This is a genomic window from Ruminiclostridium josui JCM 17888, from assembly GCF_000526495.1.
GTDB lineage: Bacteria > Bacillota > Clostridia > Acetivibrionales > DSM-1351 > Ruminiclostridium > Ruminiclostridium josui.
The window spans coordinates 2360493-2382879 of the sequence record NZ_JAGE01000001.1 but is presented as its reverse complement, the minus strand read 5'-3'; the positions used below and the strand labels follow the sequence as shown (position 1 = coordinate 2382879).

Sequence of the window (22387 nt, the reverse complement as noted above, 5' to 3'; positions counted from 1 at the left end):
GAATCTTTAAATGTTGGAAAGGTTATGACACATAATAGTAAATCAATTGGTAGAATCAGAACCGTACTTAAATTTTTAGGGCCTGCTTTTATAGTAAGTGTGGCATATATTGATCCAGGTAATTTGAAATTGGAACACTTTTTCTTTTCAATAATATCTGAAAAAACAAGCCGGAGGGGTACTGCACCCCTCCGAGAAAAATGTTATAGCTGTCCAAAAAGCTTAAGTATAATGTTAATGTATGAATTTAACATATTCTCCATATATTGTCCGTTAAGTCTTTCATTGAATTGAATCAAATCAAAGGAGATTTCATCCTGCAAGATTTTAATACAAATCTCATAGTCAAATAACACGGCCTCTTCTTTTGAAGATTTATTGCCAAACTTCAAAAGAGGTATCACTTGGTTTTCATCCATATTTTCCATAAAGGCCCTTGATATTTCACTTAAATCATAACAGTTCTTTACAGCCTCCTCCTTAGCCTCTTTTACCTTATTTACTATACTGTCCAGCAAATGATTATTTTCCAAGTCAATATCCAAAGAGTAATATTCACTGTCACTAAACTTGCATTGAATTTGAATTTGCTCCTGTTTACTGATATTATTCAGCAGGTAATAGTATACACCTGTAAATATATTCTGTAATTCAGTGTAATCATCTACTTGTCCGAGTATGCCTCTCACTTGTTCCTGCGTGCACGAATAGTTGAATCTTCCAGAGCTTCCTTTGCCCTGTTCCCCACTGAAAAATACCTCCGGTAAAGAGATTCCCTTTATTTTACTGTGTTTTCCATTTTTGCTTTGGTGTTTTCCAATAACTTCTGCCAGCATAACAATTGAAGGGTTTGCAAAAATGTCGGAAATACTAAGTGCTTTTGGATAAATTTCTTCTAGTTTTTCGTGCATACTAATCAATAATATAGAATTTCCGCCTACATCAAAGAAGTTATCGTATACACCTATATTTTCTGTCTCTAATACTTCTTTCCATACGTCCAGAACATTTTGCATTATTTCTGTCATTTCAACTGTAATTTCTACTTTTTCTTCAAAATTCTCCGGATTAGGCAACCTCTTTTTATCAACTTTTCCGTTTGAAGTTACAGGCATATTATCTAAACAGCAGTATGCATTAGGTATCATATATCCTGGGAGGAACCTTGCAATGAAAGCTTTCAATTCCTGTGTATCTATAGTCTCAGAAGCACAGTAATACAAGGCTATCCTTTTATCAGCTGATTTTGTCTCCCACACAGTTACCACACAATCTGTAATACCTGGGAACTGCAATGCCACTTTTTCAATTTCGCCTATCTCAACTCTGTTGCCTCTTATTTTAACCTGCTCATCGCATCTTCCCAGATACTCTAGATTTCCATCTTTCGTCCATCTGACAATGTCTCCAGTCAAGTATATCCTTGAATCATAGGAAAAGGCATTTTCAATAAATTTCTCCTTTGTAAGGCTTTCATTATATAAATATCCCCTAGCAAGGCTGTCTCCTGCAACAGCAAGCTGACCTGGTACTCCTTCAGGAACCAACTTATAATTTTTATCTATTACATAAGCTCTGACGTTGTCCACGGGCTTTCCTATTGGTATATTTTCATATTCTCTGTCAACCCTAAAGTAGGTGGAAACAACAGTATTTTCCGTAGGTCCATAGTTATTCACCAATGAATAGCCCCGGGAAGTAAAACTTCTCAGCTTGTCTCCTCCCGTTAGCAATATCCTGAGAGAACTGTTATCCTGTTTTATAAATTGTTCACATATCTGAGTTGGCAGGAAGCTGATAGTAATACCGTTATCCTCAAAATATTTATTCAATCCGGCCATATTCATTCGTAAGTCCTTCTCAATTATGTGGATCTGTGCACCTACTGCCAAATAAGGATATATCTCCCATACTGATGCATCAAATCCAAAGCCAGCATACTTGGTGGCAATGTCTTTCTCATTAACACCATATACTCGGTTGTGCCAATAAACCAGGTTTGTTATACATCTGTGTTCAACCATTACCCCTTTTGGCCTTCCTGTAGATCCCGATGTATATATGACATATGCCAAATCAGAAGGTTTATTTTCTGATACAAATTCCTTTGATTCATATGTGAAATCACTGTCAATGCATATTGTCTTTCCCGAAAACTTAACTTTATCCGCCAAGCTTTGCTGTGTCAGTAAAATTCCCGCTTTGCTGTCCTCAAGCATATATTCTATTCGTTCCTCAGGGTAATCAGGGTCGATGGGTAAATATGCTGCCCCCGATTTCAGTATTCCAAGTAATCCTGACAATATCAACTCTGAAGGCTCAAGCATTATTCCTACTATGTCTTCCCTGCCCACATTATTTCTCTTCAAATGGTTGGCAATACGGTTTGCCGCACTATTCAACTCCGAGTAGGACTGCCTGATACCCTTATATACTGCTGCTGTGGCATCCGGAGTTAATTCAGCCTGTTTTTCAAACAGATGACATATTGTAAGATCTCTTGGATACGTTGTCTTAGTATTGTTGAAGGCATTCAGAAGTCTGTCCTTTTCTTCCGGGCTCAGAGTCTCAATATCCATGATTTTTTGCTCCGGATTTTCCAGTGTATTTTTAAGTATAATCATAAAATGACTGATAATATTCCGGATGGTATCTTCTTTGAACAAGTCTGAGCAGTAGCCTATACTCATATCATAGCCCGAGCTTTCAGATTCTCCGATATATATTGTCAGATCAAACTTCTGGCTTTCCATACAATGCTCTACCGGTTCCATTGTTATATTATCTATTTCCAGTATTGCATTATCATTATTCTGGAATGAAAACATAACATCAAACAGTGGATTTCTGGAGAAATCTCTTGGTATGTCCAGTGCTTCCACAAGATCATCAAACTGATAATCCTGATTTTGGTATGCCTTCAATGCTTTATCTTTGATTTCCTTCAGAAAATCAATATATTTTTTATGTCCTTCCGGTTTGCCTCGTAGTGCCAGAGTATTGACAAATACACCAATGAGGTTCTCAATATCCTTGTGGGTTCTTCCGAATATAGGACTTCCCACTACAATATCCTCCTGATTGCTGAACTTGCTCAAAGTAATCATAACAGCTGATAAAAGCACCATGTATTCCGTAGCTCCGGTACTCTTCGCCAGTTTTTTGACACTATCTCTTATGCTTTCTTCAATGGATGAATTTATTATTTTGCCATTAAAGCTTTGTGTCTTTTCACGTTTAAAATCAAGAGGTAACTCAAGTACAGGTATTTCATCAGAAAATTCCTGCAACCAGTACTCTTTCTGCTTTTCAATAGCCCGTGTTGTCATCCATTGACAATAATCTCTGTACTGAATTCTCAGCTCTGGCAATTCCTTGCCCATATATAAGTCGGATAACTCTCTAAACATTATTGACACGCTCATACCATCTGAAATTATATGATGAGTGTCGATAAACAGGTAATAACTGTCACAGTACCTTACTACTTTTATCCTTAGCAGGCATCCCTCCATGAAATCAAAAGGTCTTACAAACTTTCTCACGGCTTCATCTACATTAAAGTTGCTGCTTTCTTCGTATTCAAAATCTATCCGGCAGGAATCCATAATTTCCTGTACCGCCTCATTCTGTTTCATGTAAAAGCGTGTACGCAATACTTCATGGCGGCATACCAATCTGTCAAAAGCATACTTCAGTTTTTCTATATCCAAATCACCGTGAACAACGTATACCATTGGCATATTATACGCTGTATGGGTTTCATCAAACTGGCTTACAATAAATATTCTTTTTTGTGCAGAACTCATGAGATAGTACGGTTTTTCTTCATATACCGGTATTTCAGCAAAATCGTTATTGCTTTTATCTACTATTTCACTGAGTTGTTTCACTGTAGAATACGTAAATATATCCTTTAGAGAAACTCTGCAACCTACCTCCGCTTCAAGTCTGTTTATTACCTTGGTGGCTTTCAGAGAATGTCCTCCCAGTTCAAAGAAATCGTCTTTAATTCCCACTTTCTTAATACCCAGTACATCTTCAAAAATACCGGCTATTATTTTTTGGGTATCATTTTCAGGTGCAACATAGGTATCTGTTTCCTCCATAACAATCTCAGGCAAGGCCCTAACATCCAGCTTTCCATTTCTAGTCATTGGAAGGTAATCCACTTTAGTAATATATGAAGGTATCATATAATCAGGGAACACGTTTCTCAGTGTTGCTTTGATATCAACTTCTTTGCCAGAACCATCCTCTACGGTAAACGCACATATTCTCTTGTCACCCTTATCATCCTCACGGACAATGACAGCACAATCCTTAATACCCTCAATACCCTTTATTACTGTCTCAATTTCACTAAGTTCAATTCTGAATCCTCTTATTTTTACCTGCTCGTCAATTCTTCCAAGGAATTCAATATTTCCGTCGGGAAGCCATCTTGCCAAATCTCCTGTACGATACATCCTGCCTTCTCCGAAAGGATTATCCGTAAACTTCTCTTTGGTAAGTTGTTCTCTGTTAAGATACCCTCGTGCAACACCATCTCCCGTTGTACATAATTCTCCCGGTACATTTATCCCACAGAGGTTGTTATTTTTGTCAAGTATATATACCTTTGAATTTGAAACCGGGCTGCCTATGGACATTCTTTCAAACTTGTCCGGTATGGAATATGTTGTAGTAAAAGTTGTATTTTCAGTAGGCCCATACCCGTTTATAAGCTTTGTTAATACATTATTTTGCTTAAACATTCTCACATGCTTGTCTGACAATTTCTCTCCGCCTATCAGCAAATACTTCAGAGGATTGAATATTTCACAATCTGTTTCAACAAGCTGATTGAACAAAGTAGAAGTCAGCCACATTGTATTTACATGATATTCTCTTATAGCAGCACCCAGAAGACTAGCGTTTAATATTACCTCCTGTTCTGCAAGAACAAGCCTTCCTCCGTTCAGCAATGAACCCCATACTTCTAATGTTGAAGCATCAAATGCCATAGCTCCTGTCTGCAAAATGACAGTGTCTTTATTCAACTTTAAAAAATTATTGTTTTTAACAAGGCGCAATATACTCCTGTGTTCAATCATGGTTCCTTTAGGATTTCCTGTTGTTCCAGATGTATAAATAATATATGCCAAATCTGTAGGCTTATTAATAACCTCAATCTTATTATTATCCCCTTCAAATAAATTCGCATCTGCCAGATCTATCAGTGGAACATCTGTGTCAACCCATGCATTATATGTAAGTACAACCTTTGGATTACAGTCTTTTATTATAAACTGTACTCTAGCCTCCGGATACCTGATATCAATAGGTACATACGCTCCTCCGGCTTTCAGTATAGCGCATATACCAATAATCATTTCTACACCAGTTTGCGCCAGAACAGCAACCGTATCATCCCGTCCAACACCCATGGCCCTCAGTTTAACTGCCAGCATATCGGACTTTCTATCAAGTTCCGCATATGAAATCTTATCATTGCCGCATATGACTGCTATAGCATCAGGGGTTTCTTCCGTCTGAATGTTCAGGATTTCAGACACTGTCTTATCTCTTGGATACTCGGTGTCTGTGTTGTTGAATATATTCAAAATTTTATGCTTTTCATCACAACTAATCCTATGGATGTCTTTGATACTCTGATAAGGATCCTCTACCATGCTGCTGATAATAGTATTAAGATGAGATATCATAACATTCATTGAGGACTCTTTAAACAAATCATTTCGATACCCAAGGGTAATTATATATTCATCGTCCTGCTCCCCTACAGCTATGGTAATGTCAAATTTCTCAACCTTAAAGTCTGCTGAAATATCTGTTATTCTGATGTCATTGGCATCAAACATATATTTTTCATTATTCTGCATAACAAACATAACATCAAATAACGGATTTCTGGATATATCCCTTTTAATCTCCAGCTTGTCCAGCAATTCATCAAAGGGGTACTCCTGATTTTCAGCAGCTTTTAAAGAAGTATTCCGTATTTCATTTATAAACTCCAGACATTGCTTATGCGGTGCAGGATTACCGTCAATAACTACTGTGTTTACAAACATGCCTAGCATTTCCTCAGTGTCTTTATGAGTTCTGCCGGACATTACAGTTCCTAATAGTATTTCCTCCTGTCCACTGTGTATAGAAAGCAGTACCATAGCCGCTGACATAAACACCATATATGGAGTCACCTTTTCAGTTTTACAAAATTCCTCTATTTTTTGCTTTAGTTCTTTTCCGATAGAATACTCCACCATATCCCCGCTGAATCCCTGAACTCTTGAGCGAGGATAATCCAGCCTTAAATCAAGCTCTGGAATGTGATTCTCGAATTTAGATACCCAGTACTCTTCCTGAGGTTTCATATCCCTGGAAAGCATCCATTCACTGTAATCCTTGTACTGTAGGTTTGATTCATTAGGAATCATTTCCATGTAGTATTGCATTACTTCTTTCCAGAATAATGAACTACTCATTCCATCCGATATAATGTGATGGATATCAAAGAGCATGTACCAACAACCACCATTTTCAATCAGCTTAACACGGAATAGCGGTGCCTTGCTTAAATCAAATGGGCGAACAAAGTCCTTTATGGTTTTTTCCAGTTCAGCATCACTTAACCTACTATATTCAAAATCTAAGTTTGCTGAAGCATCTATCTTCTGAACCATTTTTCCGTCAAGCATCATAAAGGAGGTTCTTAGTATTTCATGCCTTTGAATCATACTTATAAATGCTTGCTTCATTTTTTCAACATCCAAAGTTCCCTCAATCTTCATAAACCTTGGCATATTGTATGCGATTCCATCCGGCTCTATTTGATTCAGCAGATAAATCCTTCTCTGAACAGAAGACATATCATAATATGTTTTAATTTCTGCCTTTGGAATGTGTTCATATTTACTGTTGATTTTATTTTCAGATATTAATGAACAAAGCATTTCAACTGTAGGATAAACAAATATGTCTTTTAATGAAACCTTTGCTCCGGCGACTTCTTCAATACGATTAATAAGCCTTGTTGCACGTAGAGAATGACCACCTAGTTCAAAGAAGTTGTCTGTTACTCCTACTTTCTCAATATTGAGAATATCCGCAAATATTCTTGCCACAGTATTTTCAAGTTCATTCCTGGGGGCAATATATTCTGTATCTTCGGTAAAATCAACCTCCGGGAGTCGTCTTCTATCTAGTTTTCCATTTATAGTCAATGGAAGTTCATTCAATTGAACTATTTTGGCTGGTATCATATATTCCGGCAAAGTTTTACGGAGCTCACTCTTCAATCCGGAAGCATCATCTCCCTTTTTCGTTACCACATATGCACAGATATACTTTTCGTTATCGAGCTTCTCTTTTAATACAACGGCTACATCCTTTACAGTGTCACTTTTTCTTATTGTTGCTTCAATCTCACCCAGCTCAATTCTAAAACCTCTTATTTTAACCTGTTGGTCTATTCTCCCAAGGTACTCGATATTTCCGTCTGGAAGCCATCTTACAAGGTCCCCTGTATGATACATGTTTCCTTCGCCGAAAATATTGGCTTCAAACTTCTCTGCAGTCAACTGAGGATTATTGAGATAACCATTAGATAAGCCATCCCCTGATGTGCATAATTCTCCAGGCATACCTATTCCGCATACCTCATGCCCATTCATTACGTAGACCTGCGTATTTGCAATGGGGCGTCCAATGGGTATCTGGTCCATGCATTCTTTAATCTCGTATGTTGTTGTAAATGTGGTATTCTCTGTAGGCCCATAGCCGTTAATCAAATGTGTTGAATTATTTACGGCTCTGAGCATATTAACATGCTTTTCTGACAACTTTTCTCCGCCAATCAAAAGATATGAAATACTGTCAAACATATTACTGTTGTCTGAAACCATCTGATTGTAGAGAGATGCTGTCAGCCACATTGTATTAACACCCTTGTTTATTATCTCCTTATACAGATATTTCTCATTTGTAAGTACCTCATTAGATGCAATAACCAGCTTTCCGCCGTTTAACAATGCTCCCCAAATTTCAAATGTGGAGGCATCGAAGGCAAGTGAACCTGTTTGCATTATTACTGTATCCTCGTCAAGTGACACATAGTTTGTATTTTTAACTAATCTGACAACATTCCTATGCTTCACCATAACACCCTTTGGGGTTCCCGTTGTTCCCGATGTATAAATCAGATACACCAAATCATCTGGGCTGTTGATATTTTCAAGAGTTTCCAAAGGATAGTCATCTATATCTGTAATATCAATAACTTTATATCCTGTATCAAGAGGTAATTTTTCCTCGCCTTGCAGACAAACTTTGGGTTTGCAATCCTCAAGAATATATTTGAGTCTTTCCTCTGGATAGTTTAAATCAATAGGTACATATGCTCCTCCTGCTTTTACAATACCCAAAATTCCTATAATAGTCTCTAATGTTCTCTCAGTGGTGACCGCAACAAAATCACCAGCCCTTACTCCCTCATTTCTCAGGGCAGTCGCTATTTTACCCGATAGCAGGTCAAGCTCTGCATATGTTATGGCAGTGCTGTCAGACATTAATGCAATGGATTCCGGTGAACGCTTTGCCTGTTCTGCAAACAACTCTCCTATTGTCTTATGTGAAGGATAACCAGTTTTATTGTCATTAAACTTATGTATTACTTTTGTATACTCATCGTTATCCAAAGCACTTATTTCCCTGAGCTTAAGACTTGTATTTTCAATAGCATTTTCAATAACATTTTTAAAGTGTACCAATAATAAATCAATTGACTCTTCTCTGAAAAGGTCTGTACAATAGCTTGCAGATACGGTATATCCCTTCTCCGAAGGACTTATAATTATAGTCATATCAAATTTTTCAATATCTGTACCAGAAGCACACGGTTCAAGGCTGAATTCCTCTGTCTTTAAGTTTATCTTCTCGTTATTCTGGTAAACAAACATTACATCAAACAATGGATTTCTGGATACTGTTCTATCTATATTCAAATCTTCTAGCAATTCTTCAAATGGATATTCTTGATTATCGTATCCATTCATGACAGTGCTTTTTACCTCTTCCAAGAACTCTCCAAAACTCTTTTCCTTTTCTGGGAACGTTCTAAATGCCAGAGTATTTACAAACATACCTAGCATACTTTCTGTATCCTTGTGTGTTCTTCCTGATATAGGGCTGCCCACAATTATATCTTCCTGTCTGGTGTATTTGCCCAACAGCAGTGTAAATGCAGCCAACAACACCATATATTCTGTTGTCCCCGTATCCTGAGTCAGCTTTATTATCTTCTTTCTCGTTTCTTCAGTAATAGTTGTCTCTACAATTTTCCCTCGGAAGGTTTGGATCTGTGGTCTTGTAAAGTCCAAAGGAAAATCAAGTACCGGTATATCTCCATTGAATTGATCCTTCCAATACTGTCTTTGAGTCTCAAAATCTCTCGAGTTAATCCACTGGCTGTAATCCTTGTATTGAACCCTTAATGGTACAAGCTCCTGTTTACCATACAGTTTCATAAGTTCATCAAATAAAATTACTGAGCTCATTCCGTCAGATATAATATGGTGCATATCTAGCATCACATATTCTTCGGATTTCGTACGAACCACCTTTAATCTTATTAGTGGTAGTTCATCCAGTCTGAATTTTCTTACAAAACCATTAATTATATTTTCAAGAGAGGCATTACATTCCTCGTATTTGCAATCCAATACAGGATTATCCAGAATTTCCTGAACCAAATCGCCGTCTATCATTTTAAATACGGTTCTCAAAATTTCATGTCTTCTCAGCATTTCAGAAAAAGCATGTTCCAATCTTTCATAATCAAGCTGTCCTCCAGATACCTTCATTATAAAAGGCATATTATATGAAAGACCAGTTTCATCCATGTGATATATCATGTACATTCGCTTTTGAGCTGATGACATTGGATAATACTTGCTCTTTTCAACAGCAGGAATAGGCTCAAACACATCACATATAGATTTTTCTACATATTGAGATAGTTTCTCAATTGTAGGGTATTCAAAAATATCCTTTAATGAAAGTCGAATCCCCATTGCTTCTTCAATTTCATTAATGAGACGCATAGCCCTAAGGCTGTGTCCGCCCATTTCAAAGAAATCATCCTTTATGGACAGCTCATCTGTCTTCAATACATTGCTAAAAATCGAATAAATAACCTTCTCAGTTGGAGTACCCGGTGCAACCTGTTCTCTCAAGCTTGATGCCTTTATGTTATTTAGAGCCCTTTTATCCAGTTTTCCGTTTGCAGTTACGGGCAATTTATCCAACATAGCTATAAATGAAGGTATCATATAGTCCGGTAACAACTTACGTAATTGTTCCTTGACATCCATAACCGAAATTGTATTTTTAGGGACAATATATGCATATATTGCTTTCTGTGCTGATTCATCCTCACGAACGATTACTGCACAGTCACTAACTTCATCAAGTCCTTTTATAACTGCCTCTATTTCACTAAGCTCTATTCTGAAGCCCCTTATCTTGATTTGCTCGTCAATTCTTCCTAAATACTCAATGTTACCGTCTGGAAGCCACCTTCCCAAATCTCCAGTGCAATACAATACATTTTCACCCAGAATATCTGAAATAAACTTTTCCTTCGTGAGTTCAGGTCTGTTCAAATATCCCCGGGATACACCTGCTCCCGCTGTACATATCTCACCCGGAATCCCGATTCCACAAAGTTTTTTCCCTTCATCAACAATATAAACTCTGGTATTTGCTATAGGAGTTCCTATCGGGATCCTATCAAAGTTATCCGGAATACAGAAGGTTGTTGTAAATGTAGTATTTTCTGTTGGGCCGTATCCGTTAATCAGTTTTGTTTTAACATTTTCTTTTTTAAATGTCCTTACATGCTTATCTGACAGCTTTTCGCCCCCTATTAGCAGTGTATCAAGAGAGTCAAAAATACTGCATTTCATTTCTACCAACTGGTTAAATAACGTTGATGTAAGCCACATGGTATTGACCTTGTTCTTCAAAATAACATTTTCTAGTGCATTTGCTTCCAGTATTACATCATAGTCAGCCAGAACAAGCTTTCCGCCATTCAACAATGGCCCCCAGACTTCCATGGTAGAAGCATCAAAAGCCATTGCACCTGTTTGCAGGATTACCGAATCAGTGCCAAAAGAGATATAGTTTGTATCTTTTACAAGCCTGATAACACTCCTATGTTCTATCATGGAGCCTTTTGGATTCCCGGTGGTACCCGATGTATAAATAATGTATGCTAAATCCGAAGGTGTATTGACTCTAGGCAGATTATCACTAATACCATCCCATGTGTCTTTTTCAGCCAAATCAATTACAGGAACTTCCGCATCAATTAAGTTCATATGGACAAGAACTGCTTTTGCAGAACAATCTTCTATAATGTATTTGATTCTTGTTTCGGGGTACCTGGTGTCTATAGGTACATATGCTCCACCCGCTTTAAGAATCGCACAAATACCTATAATCACTTCTGCGCTTCGTTCTGCCAGAACAGCAATCCTATCATCCGGCTGTACTCCCATACTGCGCAGCTTGTTGGCCAATATATTTGCTCGTTTATTCAATTCATAATATGTTATATTTGTGTCATCGAATACTACAGCTATATTGTTTGGAGTTTTGCTTACCTGCTCCTCAAGGAGTTCCACTATAGTTTTGTCCTTTGGATAGTCTGTTTCAGTTTCATTGAACTTTGCAATGCTAGCTCTGTCCTCCTCTGTAAGTATTTCGATATCACCAATGAATCCATAATAGTCGGCTGTAATAGATTCGATTACTTGTATATAATGATTCATTATTCCGACAACACTGTCTTCTTTGTACAAATCCGTACTGTATTCCAATGTAAGCTGGTACCCAGTATTATGCGGCACCAAAGTAAACGTCATATCAAACTTAGATGTTGTGTGTCTGTCATCCAGTTCTGAGACGTTAAAAACAAGTCCATCAAAGTTCTCCGTATTCTGATCATTATTTTCCATTACAAACATTACATCAAAAAGCGGATTTCTTGATAAATCCCTGCTTACGCCTGCCGCTTCTACTATCTCTTCAAATGGGAATTCCTGATTTTCATATGCTTTAAGGCATGTCTCCTTTATTTCCTCTAGAAAATCAAGGTATTTCTTACCATCCTCCGGTTTAGCTCTCAAGGGTAGGGTATTTACAAACATACCGGCTATTCCCTCGGTATCTTTATGATTTCTACCTGATACAGGACTTCCAACTATAATATCATGCTGTCTGCTATATTTTGAAAGGAGTATCATCAAAGCACTAAAAAGCACCATATGCTCTGTAGTTCCCGATTTTTGTGCCAACTGAAGCACTCGCTCCTTCAGAGTTCCTCTTATGAAATATCTAACAGAACTTCCATTAAATTTCTGTTTTGAGGGTCTGGGATAATCCAATGGCATTTCCAGTACTGGAATCTCATCACTGAACTGGTTTTTCCAATATTCCCGTTGGGGTGTCAAATCCCTCGAAAGCATCCACTCACTATAATCCTTGTATTGTAACTCCAATGCGGGAAGTTTTTCACCGTTGTACAGTCTTATAAGGTCACTCTGAATAATATTCAAGCTCATACCATCTGAAATAATATGATGCATATCAATTAATATATTTGTAGTCTCATTTTTAGTATAAACAACCATTAATCGCATTAGTGGGGCTTTGCTCAAATCAAATGGTCTTACAAATCCCCTGTACAACTTCATAATATCAGCTTCCCCTGCCTCGGTAAAAGCTATGTCAATAACAGCATTTTCATTAATAACTTGCACCGGTTCACCATTTATAACGGTAAAGCTGGTTCTTAAAGCTTCATGTCTATGAATCAACTGTTCAACAGCGCTCCTGAACTTAACACTATCTAATTTTCCGGACAGCTCCAAAATACCTGAAATATTATAAGCTACTCCTGTATTATCAAGTTCATTAAGCAAGTACATTCTTTTCTGAGCCGATGAAACAGCATAATATTCTTTTTGTTCAGCCGGTACTATGCTACTGTACACCTTACTAGAATGTGCGTCAACCAATTCGGCAATAAGCTCTGGTGTAGGACTACTGAATATATCTTTCAATGATAACCTTACACCTGTATCGGATTCTATTTTATTTACCAGTTTGGTGGCTCTCAAGGAGTGTCCACCCAATTCGAAGAAATCATCATGGATTCCCGTCTGCTCTAAATTCAGCACAGAACAAAATGCAGCACAAATTGTTGCTTCAGTTTCGTTCCGTGGAGGCTGATACACACCGGAACTTCTAATTTCTATATCCGGCAGCGCACGCTTATCAACCTTTCCACTTCCGGTAACAGGAATGGAATCAATCTGCATCATATATCCGGGAACCATATATTCTGGAAGTGATTTTCTGATTTCATCCCTTAATATACCCAAATCAACTTCTTCATCAGACACCACGTATGCATAAATTGCGTTATCACCGCTAGTATCCGGCTTAGCTATTGCTACTGAGTCCTTTATATATGGGATTTTCCTGATAACATTCTCTATCTCCTCAAGCTCAATTCTAAAACCTCTAATTTTCACCTGCTCATCAATTCTGCCAAGGTATTCAATATTTCCATCAGGCAGCCAACGTGCCAAGTCTCCTGACCTGTACATTTTCCCTTCTCCAAAGGGATTATCAATGAACTTTTCACTTGTGAGATCGGAAAGATTCAAGTATCCTCTAGCCACTCCGTCACCTGTAATACATAATTCACCCGGTATGCCTATACCACACAGGTTGTTCCCGTCAAGAATATATATCCTGCTGTTGTATATAGGTTTTCCTATAGGAATATTATTAGGTATTTCAGTATTGGGAGTGTATTCCCAATGGGTTGCCAATACCGTATTCTCTGTAGGGCCATAAGCATTTATGAACCTAGTCTTTTCACCGTACTTTCTTATAACTTCCCTGTTCGCCGCAGAACCTCCGGTAGTCAACACTCTTAGTCCTTTTACCGAAGTCTGAAGACAGTACTGTGGCGGGAGAAGTGTAATTGTTACATTGTGCTCTTCTACATATTCTTCAAATAACTTTACATCGGCTATTACTTCCTGTGGTATTAAGCACAAACTAGCCCCGGTAAACAGTGAAATTGTAAGCTCCCAAACCGATGCATCAAATATGCAGTTTGCAAACTGCAGAACTACATCATCTCCACTCATTTGATACAAGTCGGCAAGATATGATGTCATTGATACAACACCCTTGTGCTCCAGCATTACACCTTTAGGTTTTCCAGAGGTACCCGAAGTATAAATTAAATACATTAAATCATTTGGTTTATTTACAACGGGAAGATTATCTTGTTCCCCTTCCCATAGCTTTTGGTTTGCAAGGTCAATTACCGGAATATCCGTTTTAATATCAGCATTATATACAAGGATAGCTTTTGCTTTGCTGTCCTCCAATATATAATCAATTCTTTCAGCAGGGTATGAGGCATCTATTGGTACATAAGCTCCTCCGGCCTTTATAACCGCCAGCATACCCACTATCATTTCCATACTGCGTTCAGCCATTACAGCCACAAAATCATCCGGCCGAATGCCCATTTCTCGTAGTCTAACCGCGATACAGTTTACCCTATTATTCAGTTCTGAATATGTTATTTTAATATCTTTAAAAATTATTGCCATACGGTCAGGTGAATTTTTGACCTGCTCTTCAAATAATTCAATTACGGTTTTTTCTTTAGCATACGGCTTTGAGGTATCATTAAATATGTTCAGTATGAGGTTCTTTTCTTCGTTTGTTGCAGTATTTATTTCTGCTAAAGTCAAATCTTTCCTGTCTGTTATTTCATCTATAATCTTTTTAAAATGCTCGGCCATTGCAAGTATGCTTTCTTTCTTAAATAAATCGCTGCAATATTCAAAAAGGACCAGATATCCTCCATTGCTTTCGCCGGCACTGATGGCTAAATCAAATTTTGCAATATTATGGTTTAAAACCTCTGCAGTTTCATTTATATATATACCTTCAAATTCATCATCAAAATTCCTGTTATTCTGCACTGAAAACATTACATCAAACATAGGGTTACGGGATATATCCCTATTAACCTTAACTTCTTCCAAGAGTTCTTCAAAAGGAAACTCTTGATTTTCATATGCAGATAAACAAATTTCCCTTATTTCTGACAGGAAATCAGTATACTGTTTTGTTGTTTCAGGTTTTGCCCTCATCACAAGGGTATTAACGAACATACCAAGCATATCTTCGGTATCCTTATGGGTTCTACCTGAAACAGGGGTACCTACTGTAACATCATCTTGTCTGCTGTACTTTCCAAGTAAGATAAACACCGCACTGAGAAGCACCATATATTCCGTTGTTCCGGTTCTGCGTGCCAGATTTTTGATTGCCGCAGTTCGGTCAGCTCCTATAAAAGTACTCACTCCGCCACCTTTAAATGACTGAACAGAAGGTCTCTTATAGTCCAAAGGCAGATTTAATACAGGTACCTCATCACTGAATCGACTGACCCAGTATTCTTTTTGCTTTGATAAATCCCTGTGTTTCATCCATTGGCTGTAATCCTTATAGTGAACTCTTACTTCATTAAGTTCTTCACCGTAATACAGTTTCATTAGCTCATTTTTCAATATATCCATGCTCATACCGTCTGATATAATATGGTGTATATCAATCAGCAGTACTGTTTCAGTTTCCCTTTTTACGGCACATACTCTCATAAGAGGTGCCTCCTGAAGGTTAAATGGCTTTCTGAAATCATCCTGAAGCTTACTCAGTTCAGTTTTATCATCTTCAATAACCGAAAAATCTATTTTATTATATTGACTTATTTTTTGAACCATTTCGCCATTTACCATATGGAAACTTGTTCTTAAAGTTTCATGGCGTGCTGTCAATTTTTCAACTGCATGCCTTATTTTCATTTCATTAAACTTATCAAAGAGAGAAAATGAACCAGAAATATTATATACAGTTGATACATCACCTATTTGGCTAATTAAATACAAGCGCTTTTGGGCTGAAGACATTGGATAGTACTCCATATCCTTTGCCTTAGGAATCGGTGTATACGTGTTTTCTCTTAATTTATCCAGTTCATGGGCTATTTCCTCAGGACTTCCAGCCCTGAAAATAGTTTTCAGAGGAATTCTAATCCCAAGCTCTGCTTCTATTCGGTTTACAAGTTTTGTGGCACTGAGGGAATGTCCACCAAGATCAAAGAACCCATCATGTACTCCGACTTTCTGTACCCCAAGAATCTCCTTAAAAATCCCGCATATTTTCTCTTCTGTCTCGTTACGAGGCGCTTCATATTCATCAGAACCTGACAGCTCAATCTCAGGTAGACTTTTCTTGTCCAACTTTCCATTCTTGTTCATTGGTAAAGATTCTATCTGCATTATTCTTGCCGGCACCATATAATTGGGCAATTCACTATTTAACAGATTTTTAATTTTACCAATGTCTATAGTTTTATCCGAAACTACGTATGCAAGCAGATACTTTATCCCATCCTTTTCTCTTGCAATTACAACCGCTTCTTTTATATCTTCAAGTTTCTTAATAACATTTTCTATTTCACCTGGCTCAACCCTGAAGCCCCTAATTTTTACCTGCTCATCAATTCTTCCCATGTACTCAAGGTTTCCATCTGAGGTCCAACGGGCCAAATCTCCCGAGCGGTACATTTTTCCATCACCGAAAGGATTATCAATGAATTTCTCCGCATTAAGCTCTGGTCTGTTCAAGTACCCTCTTGCCACACCAATACCTGCAATACATAATTCTCCAGGTACCCCTATACCGCAAGGCTCCCCGTCATTCATAATAAATATTTGTGTGTTTGCAATTGGCTTACCGATTGAGACAGTTCTGGTTTTAATCCCTTTATGATATATATAATCACAACAGCCTATTGTTGTTTCTGTAGGTCCATACTCGTTATGGATATCTATGTGCTCTCCATATTTCTCAACTATAAGTCTAGAAGTGTGTGAATCCAGTTCCTCTCCTCCAAGTATAAGGGAATTCAGATTAGGAAGTTTACCCACATTCTGAAGTGCCGCAGCTTCCTTCAGATGTAATGGTGTTAGCTTTACTGACGTCAACTCCTGATTTCGGAATACATTATTTATATCATTATCAACAGTGTCATTATACACTACTAATTTTCCACCAAAGCATAATGGCAGGAATATAGAGGTCTGAGTTAAGTCAAAGCTTGGATTGGTGAAAAATGGCATACAGATATCCGACTTTACATAGCTGTTTCTGGCATATGTAATATAATTCATTAAGGATTTGTGTTCAATCATTACGCCCTTAGGTTTACCTGTGGTTCCAGATGTATATATTATGTAAACATGACTGTCCTCCCTGCATATCAACGGCAAATTTTCCTGTATACTGCTGTAATTTTCCTGATTTTTTAAATCTATTATTTCTATATTCAATGTCAGTATACAATCCTTAACAGATTGTTCTGTCTTACCAATAAGTATAGCTTTCGGACTACAATCCTCAATCATAAACTGTATTCTGTCCACAGGATAGCCTGGGTCAATGGGAACATATGCTCCTCCGGCTTTAAGAACAGCAACAACTCCGAGAACTGTTTCAATACTTCTCTCTGCAATGATTGCCACTCTGTCATCAGTCTTCACTCCGAGATTTCTCAACTTAGAAGCAATACAATTTGCTCTTGCGTTAAGTTCACCATAAGTTAATTGGATGTCACCATATTCCAGTGCAATTTTATCTGGACTAATTTTCACCTGTTCTTCAAACAGCTCAATTACAGTTCTCTCAAGTGGATATGCTTTAAATGTATTATTAAACTGATGGATTACCTGGTCCTTCTCATCTAATGTAAGAATACCTACATCCTTAATTTTTTTACTGGTATCCGCCATCATATTACATAGAATTACTTCTAGGTGCTTCATCATGATTTTTATTGAATCTTCACAGAACAAATCCAAGCAATAGCTGAATGCAATTAGGTATTCATCATCCGTAACGTCTACGTGTATTGTCAAGTCAAACTTCTCAACATTTATTTCAGGAGCACAAGCCTCCAGAGTAAGTTTCTTTGATTTTAAATTTCGCTTTTCATAATTCTGATATACAAACATTACGTCAAATAAAGCGTTTCTTGAAATTTCACTTTGAATATTAAGGTCTTCCACAAGTTGCTCAAATGGGTATTCCTGATTTTCATAGGCTTGTAAGGTCATTTCCTTTACAGTATTAATAAATCCAAGAACCGTTTCATCTTTACGGGGTTTGGCCCTCATTGCAAGTGTATTGATAAACATACCCATCATATTTTCAATATCCTTGTGAGTTCTTCCGGATATAGGACTTCCCACAATGATATCTTCCTGCCGACTGTATTTCCCCAGCAAAATCATTACGGCAGACAATAATATCATATACTCTGTTGAACCTGTACTCTTTGAGACCTTCATAACTTGTTCTTTTATTTCTTTGCCGAATGACGTTTTTACCATTTTACCTTTGTAGCTACGATTCTGTGGTCGGGTAAAATCATAGGGCAGGTCAATAACAGGTATTTCTCCCTCAAAGGTCTTTATCCAAAACTCTTTTTGCTTGGAGAAATCTCTGGTATTCATCCACTCGCTATAATCCTTATATTGAATTCTGAGTTCTTCCAAATCCATGTCATTATAGCGCTTTAAAAGTTCATTGATAAATACGCCCTCACTTACACCATCTGAAACAATATGATGCATATCAAGAAGAATGTATGTTTCATCATATGATTTTGCAACCTGCATTCTTATAAGCGGAAGTTTTTCCAGGTCAAATCTTCTTACAAATGATGCTGCAAGTTCATCAATGGACAGCTGAGATTCAATATATGTAAAGTCAACAACAGGTTTTTCGTGGATTTCCTGAACCATATTACCATCTTGCATATGAAACTCAGTTCTTAAAATCTCATGTCTGTATAGAAGATATGAAAAAGCATCCTTTAGCTTTTCAATGTCCAGACTGCCCTTGACCCGCATTATATTTGGCATGTTGTAGGAAATACCTGACTCATCAATCTGGTACATAAAGTACATTCTTTTTTGGGTTGAAGACATGGGATAATATTTTTTTACTTCTGCTTTGGGAATTGAAGCATACTGGCCCTCAATCCGAGTTGTAAGTTCCTCTGCAATCCCCTCAACTGTAGGTTTGTTAAATATAAACTGCAATGGAAGTCTTATTCCGGTATTAATTTCAATCTGGTTTATAACCCGGGTAGCTCTCAGACTATGGCCTCCAATTTCAAAGAAATTGTCTCGGACACCTATTTTTTCTTTGTTTAAAACATCTTCGAATATGCTGCAAATACTTTTTTCAATTTCATTTCTTGGAGCTAGATATTCTGTACTGCTCATGACGTCTATTACCGGCAGCTTTCTCTTATCCAGTTTTCCATTAAGAGTAAGAGGTATTTCATCAATTGTCATCATATAATTTGGTATCATATAATCTGGGAGTATTCTTCTCATTTTTTCCCTTACCTGGTCATATCTCATAGCTATATCTGACACAAGGTAAGCATAAAGCTCATTTTCTCCGTTTTCGTCTTTTCTTGGTATTACTACCGCATCATTGATACCTTCTATGCTGCGCAGAACATTTTCAATCTCCGCTGTTTCAATTCTAAACCCTCTGATTTTTACCTGATCATCTATTCTATCAATAAATTCAATAGTTCCGTCAGGCAGCCATCGTGCCAAATCCCCTGACCTATACAGCTTTCCTTCTTCAAAAGGATTATCTATAAACTTTTCTGCAGTCAAATCATCATTATTTAAATATCCAGTAGACAGGCCTATACCGCTTATGCATAGCTCTCCCACAATGCCTATACCACAAAGTTTTGTACCATCAAGAATATAAATATGCATATTTTCAACGGGATTTCCTATTGTAACGATTTTCTCGCTGTCTTTTTCCATAAGAGTACTGGTGGCGAAAACAGTAGCTTCTGTGGGGCCGTATTCATTATGAATTTCAACCTCTTCCCCAAGAAGTTCATAGGCTTTATTTAAAAGTGCCTTATCCAGTTTTTCTCCGCCAAGAACAATACATTTCAGATTTTTAGGCTTTTTTAGATTGCTGTCCATACAAATTGTTTTCAGCAAAGATGGAGTAAGCTTAACCAATGTAATTTCATCATTTTTGAAAATATCTGCTATACCTTCGTCAATATTTTCATAAATATAGCACTTGCTTCCAAAGGAAATAGGTCCAAATATAGATGGAACCGTCAAGTCAAATGAAGGGTTGGTAAATAAAGGTGTTACCCCTACATCACCCTTGTAAAATCTGTCTCTGACGATATATAAATGGTTGACCACGGACTTATGTCTTATCACAACTCCCTTTGGTTTTCCTGTAGTTCCCGAGGTATAAATAATATATACCGGGTCCTCAGGTGAATTTACGATAGGCAGATTTGTATCTTCACATTTATAATTGTTGTCATCAATTAATGATATAAAAGGCACCTCAGTATTAAAACCAAGACAATCTCGGCGTGACAATATTACCTTTGGTTTACAGTCACTTACTATATACTCCAATCTTTCCTGAGGATAGGTGGGGTCTACTGGAATATATGTGCCTCCTGCCTTCATAACGGCATACAATGCAATCAGAAGTTCTATACTTCTTTCGGCCATGATTACAACTGTATCTTTAGGCATGACTCCAAGCTCTTTCAGCTTTCTTGCAATTTGGTTGGACTTTGAGTTCAACTGTCGATAGGTTATCTCAGTCCCCTTAAAATATGCTGCTATATTATCAGGATTTTCTTCCACCTGCTTTTCAAATAATTCATGTAGACATAAATTCTGGGGATAGTCTTTGTCTGTATTGTTAAATACATATTTTATCCTGTCTGTCTCTTCTCTAGAAATCAATTCAATGTCTGATACTTTTATGTCCTGCTTATAAAGAATCTGAGCAAGAATAATTTCATATCTCTTGAGTAATTGCTCTATCTCCTGATGTGTATATCTTTTAGGGTCATACATAATACTTAAATCTAAACTGTCCTCACCAGAAAGCAAAAATCCCTGATCTGAAAAAGAGGCTTTGAATGAGATAGCATAATTAGTCTGTTCCCTTGCAGACTCCAATTGCATACTTAGGTCATCTACGCCTTTTTCATAAGCTTCTTTATCTACATAATAATTTTCAAATACAAACAGTGTCTTTATCAAGTCCTTGCCGAGCCCGGTAATTTCCTGAATATCAGCAAGGGAATTATAAACATAATTGGAACTTTCCACTGATTGCTCCATTGTCTGGTCAACCAATTCTTTTATAGAAATATTTTCATCCGCCTTAATTCGGGCAGGAATTGTATTTATGAAAAGCCCTACTGTTTCGTTTATTCCTTTCAAATCAGCATTTCTACCTGATACGACTTTACCGAAAACAACATCATTTGTCCTGTTATATTTTTGGAGTAACACACCCCATGCAACTTCCAGATATGTATTAATTGTTATTTTATTCTTCTTACTAATATCTTTTATTGCATCGCACAGACCCTTTTCTACCTTCAGTTCAGCAGTCTTGACCTGTTCTTCAGTCTTTGTGCCCTCAGTCTGAGGTATAATATCCGCTGTACTTCCGTAGTCCTCTAGAACGCTCCTCCAATAATCCAAGCCTTCATTTCTGTCCTGCTTTTCAAGCCATTTCAAGTATTCCCCATAGCTTGTTCGTCCTGCATTACATTCTTTAATCTCCTTTACAAGCTCTTCCCTTGAGCTACCTTTTTGCAGTCTGTCATAGTTTGACATAAAGTCTTTAAGAATTAAGGAAAAGCACCAGCCGTCCATAATTATATGATGAAAGCTCCATATCATTTTATACTCATCATTGCTGATTTTTATAAGTATAGCTCTCATTAACGAATCTCTGGATAAATCAAATCCCCTGGCAACATCTTCTTTCTTAATTCTCTCTAATTCAGTGCTTATATCTTGAACATTTGATAAATCAATGTATTGATATTCAAGCTTTCTTTCTGTCATAACAACCTGACGTGGCTTGACAACCTTTTTATACAAAAATACCGTTCTTAAGGCATCATGTTTTACGGCCAATAAATCAATGGCTTCCTGGATGTTTTTTATATCAACAATACCCTTCAGATTTAATACAGATTGTATAACATAACTGGTATCTTTTTCATTCAAGTTTTTATAAAACAACATTCCTTCCTGCATGGAAGTCAAAAGATATATACCTTCAACCTTATTGTTTATTTCTTTGCTCATGTATAACACTCCCCAGTTTTTATATT

The 22387-nt window shown here is 37.2% G+C and carries 1 protein-coding gene; it reads right to left on the bottom strand.

Translation table 11 applies throughout. The annotated features are described in order from the left end of the window. Positions 1–203: 203 nt before the first annotated feature. Entirely contained in the window at positions 204–22361 is a 22158-nt protein-coding gene (locus K412_RS0110935; protein ID WP_024833150.1) for a non-ribosomal peptide synthetase, read from the bottom strand. Positions 22362–22387: the final 26 nt, after the last annotated feature.

Bases quoted from the DNA above. Each gene is read 5' to 3' on its own strand.
- K412_RS0110935 (WP_024833150.1), bottom strand. From the start codon at position 22,361: ATGAGCAAAGAAATAAACAATAAGGTTGAAGGTATATATCTTTTGACT.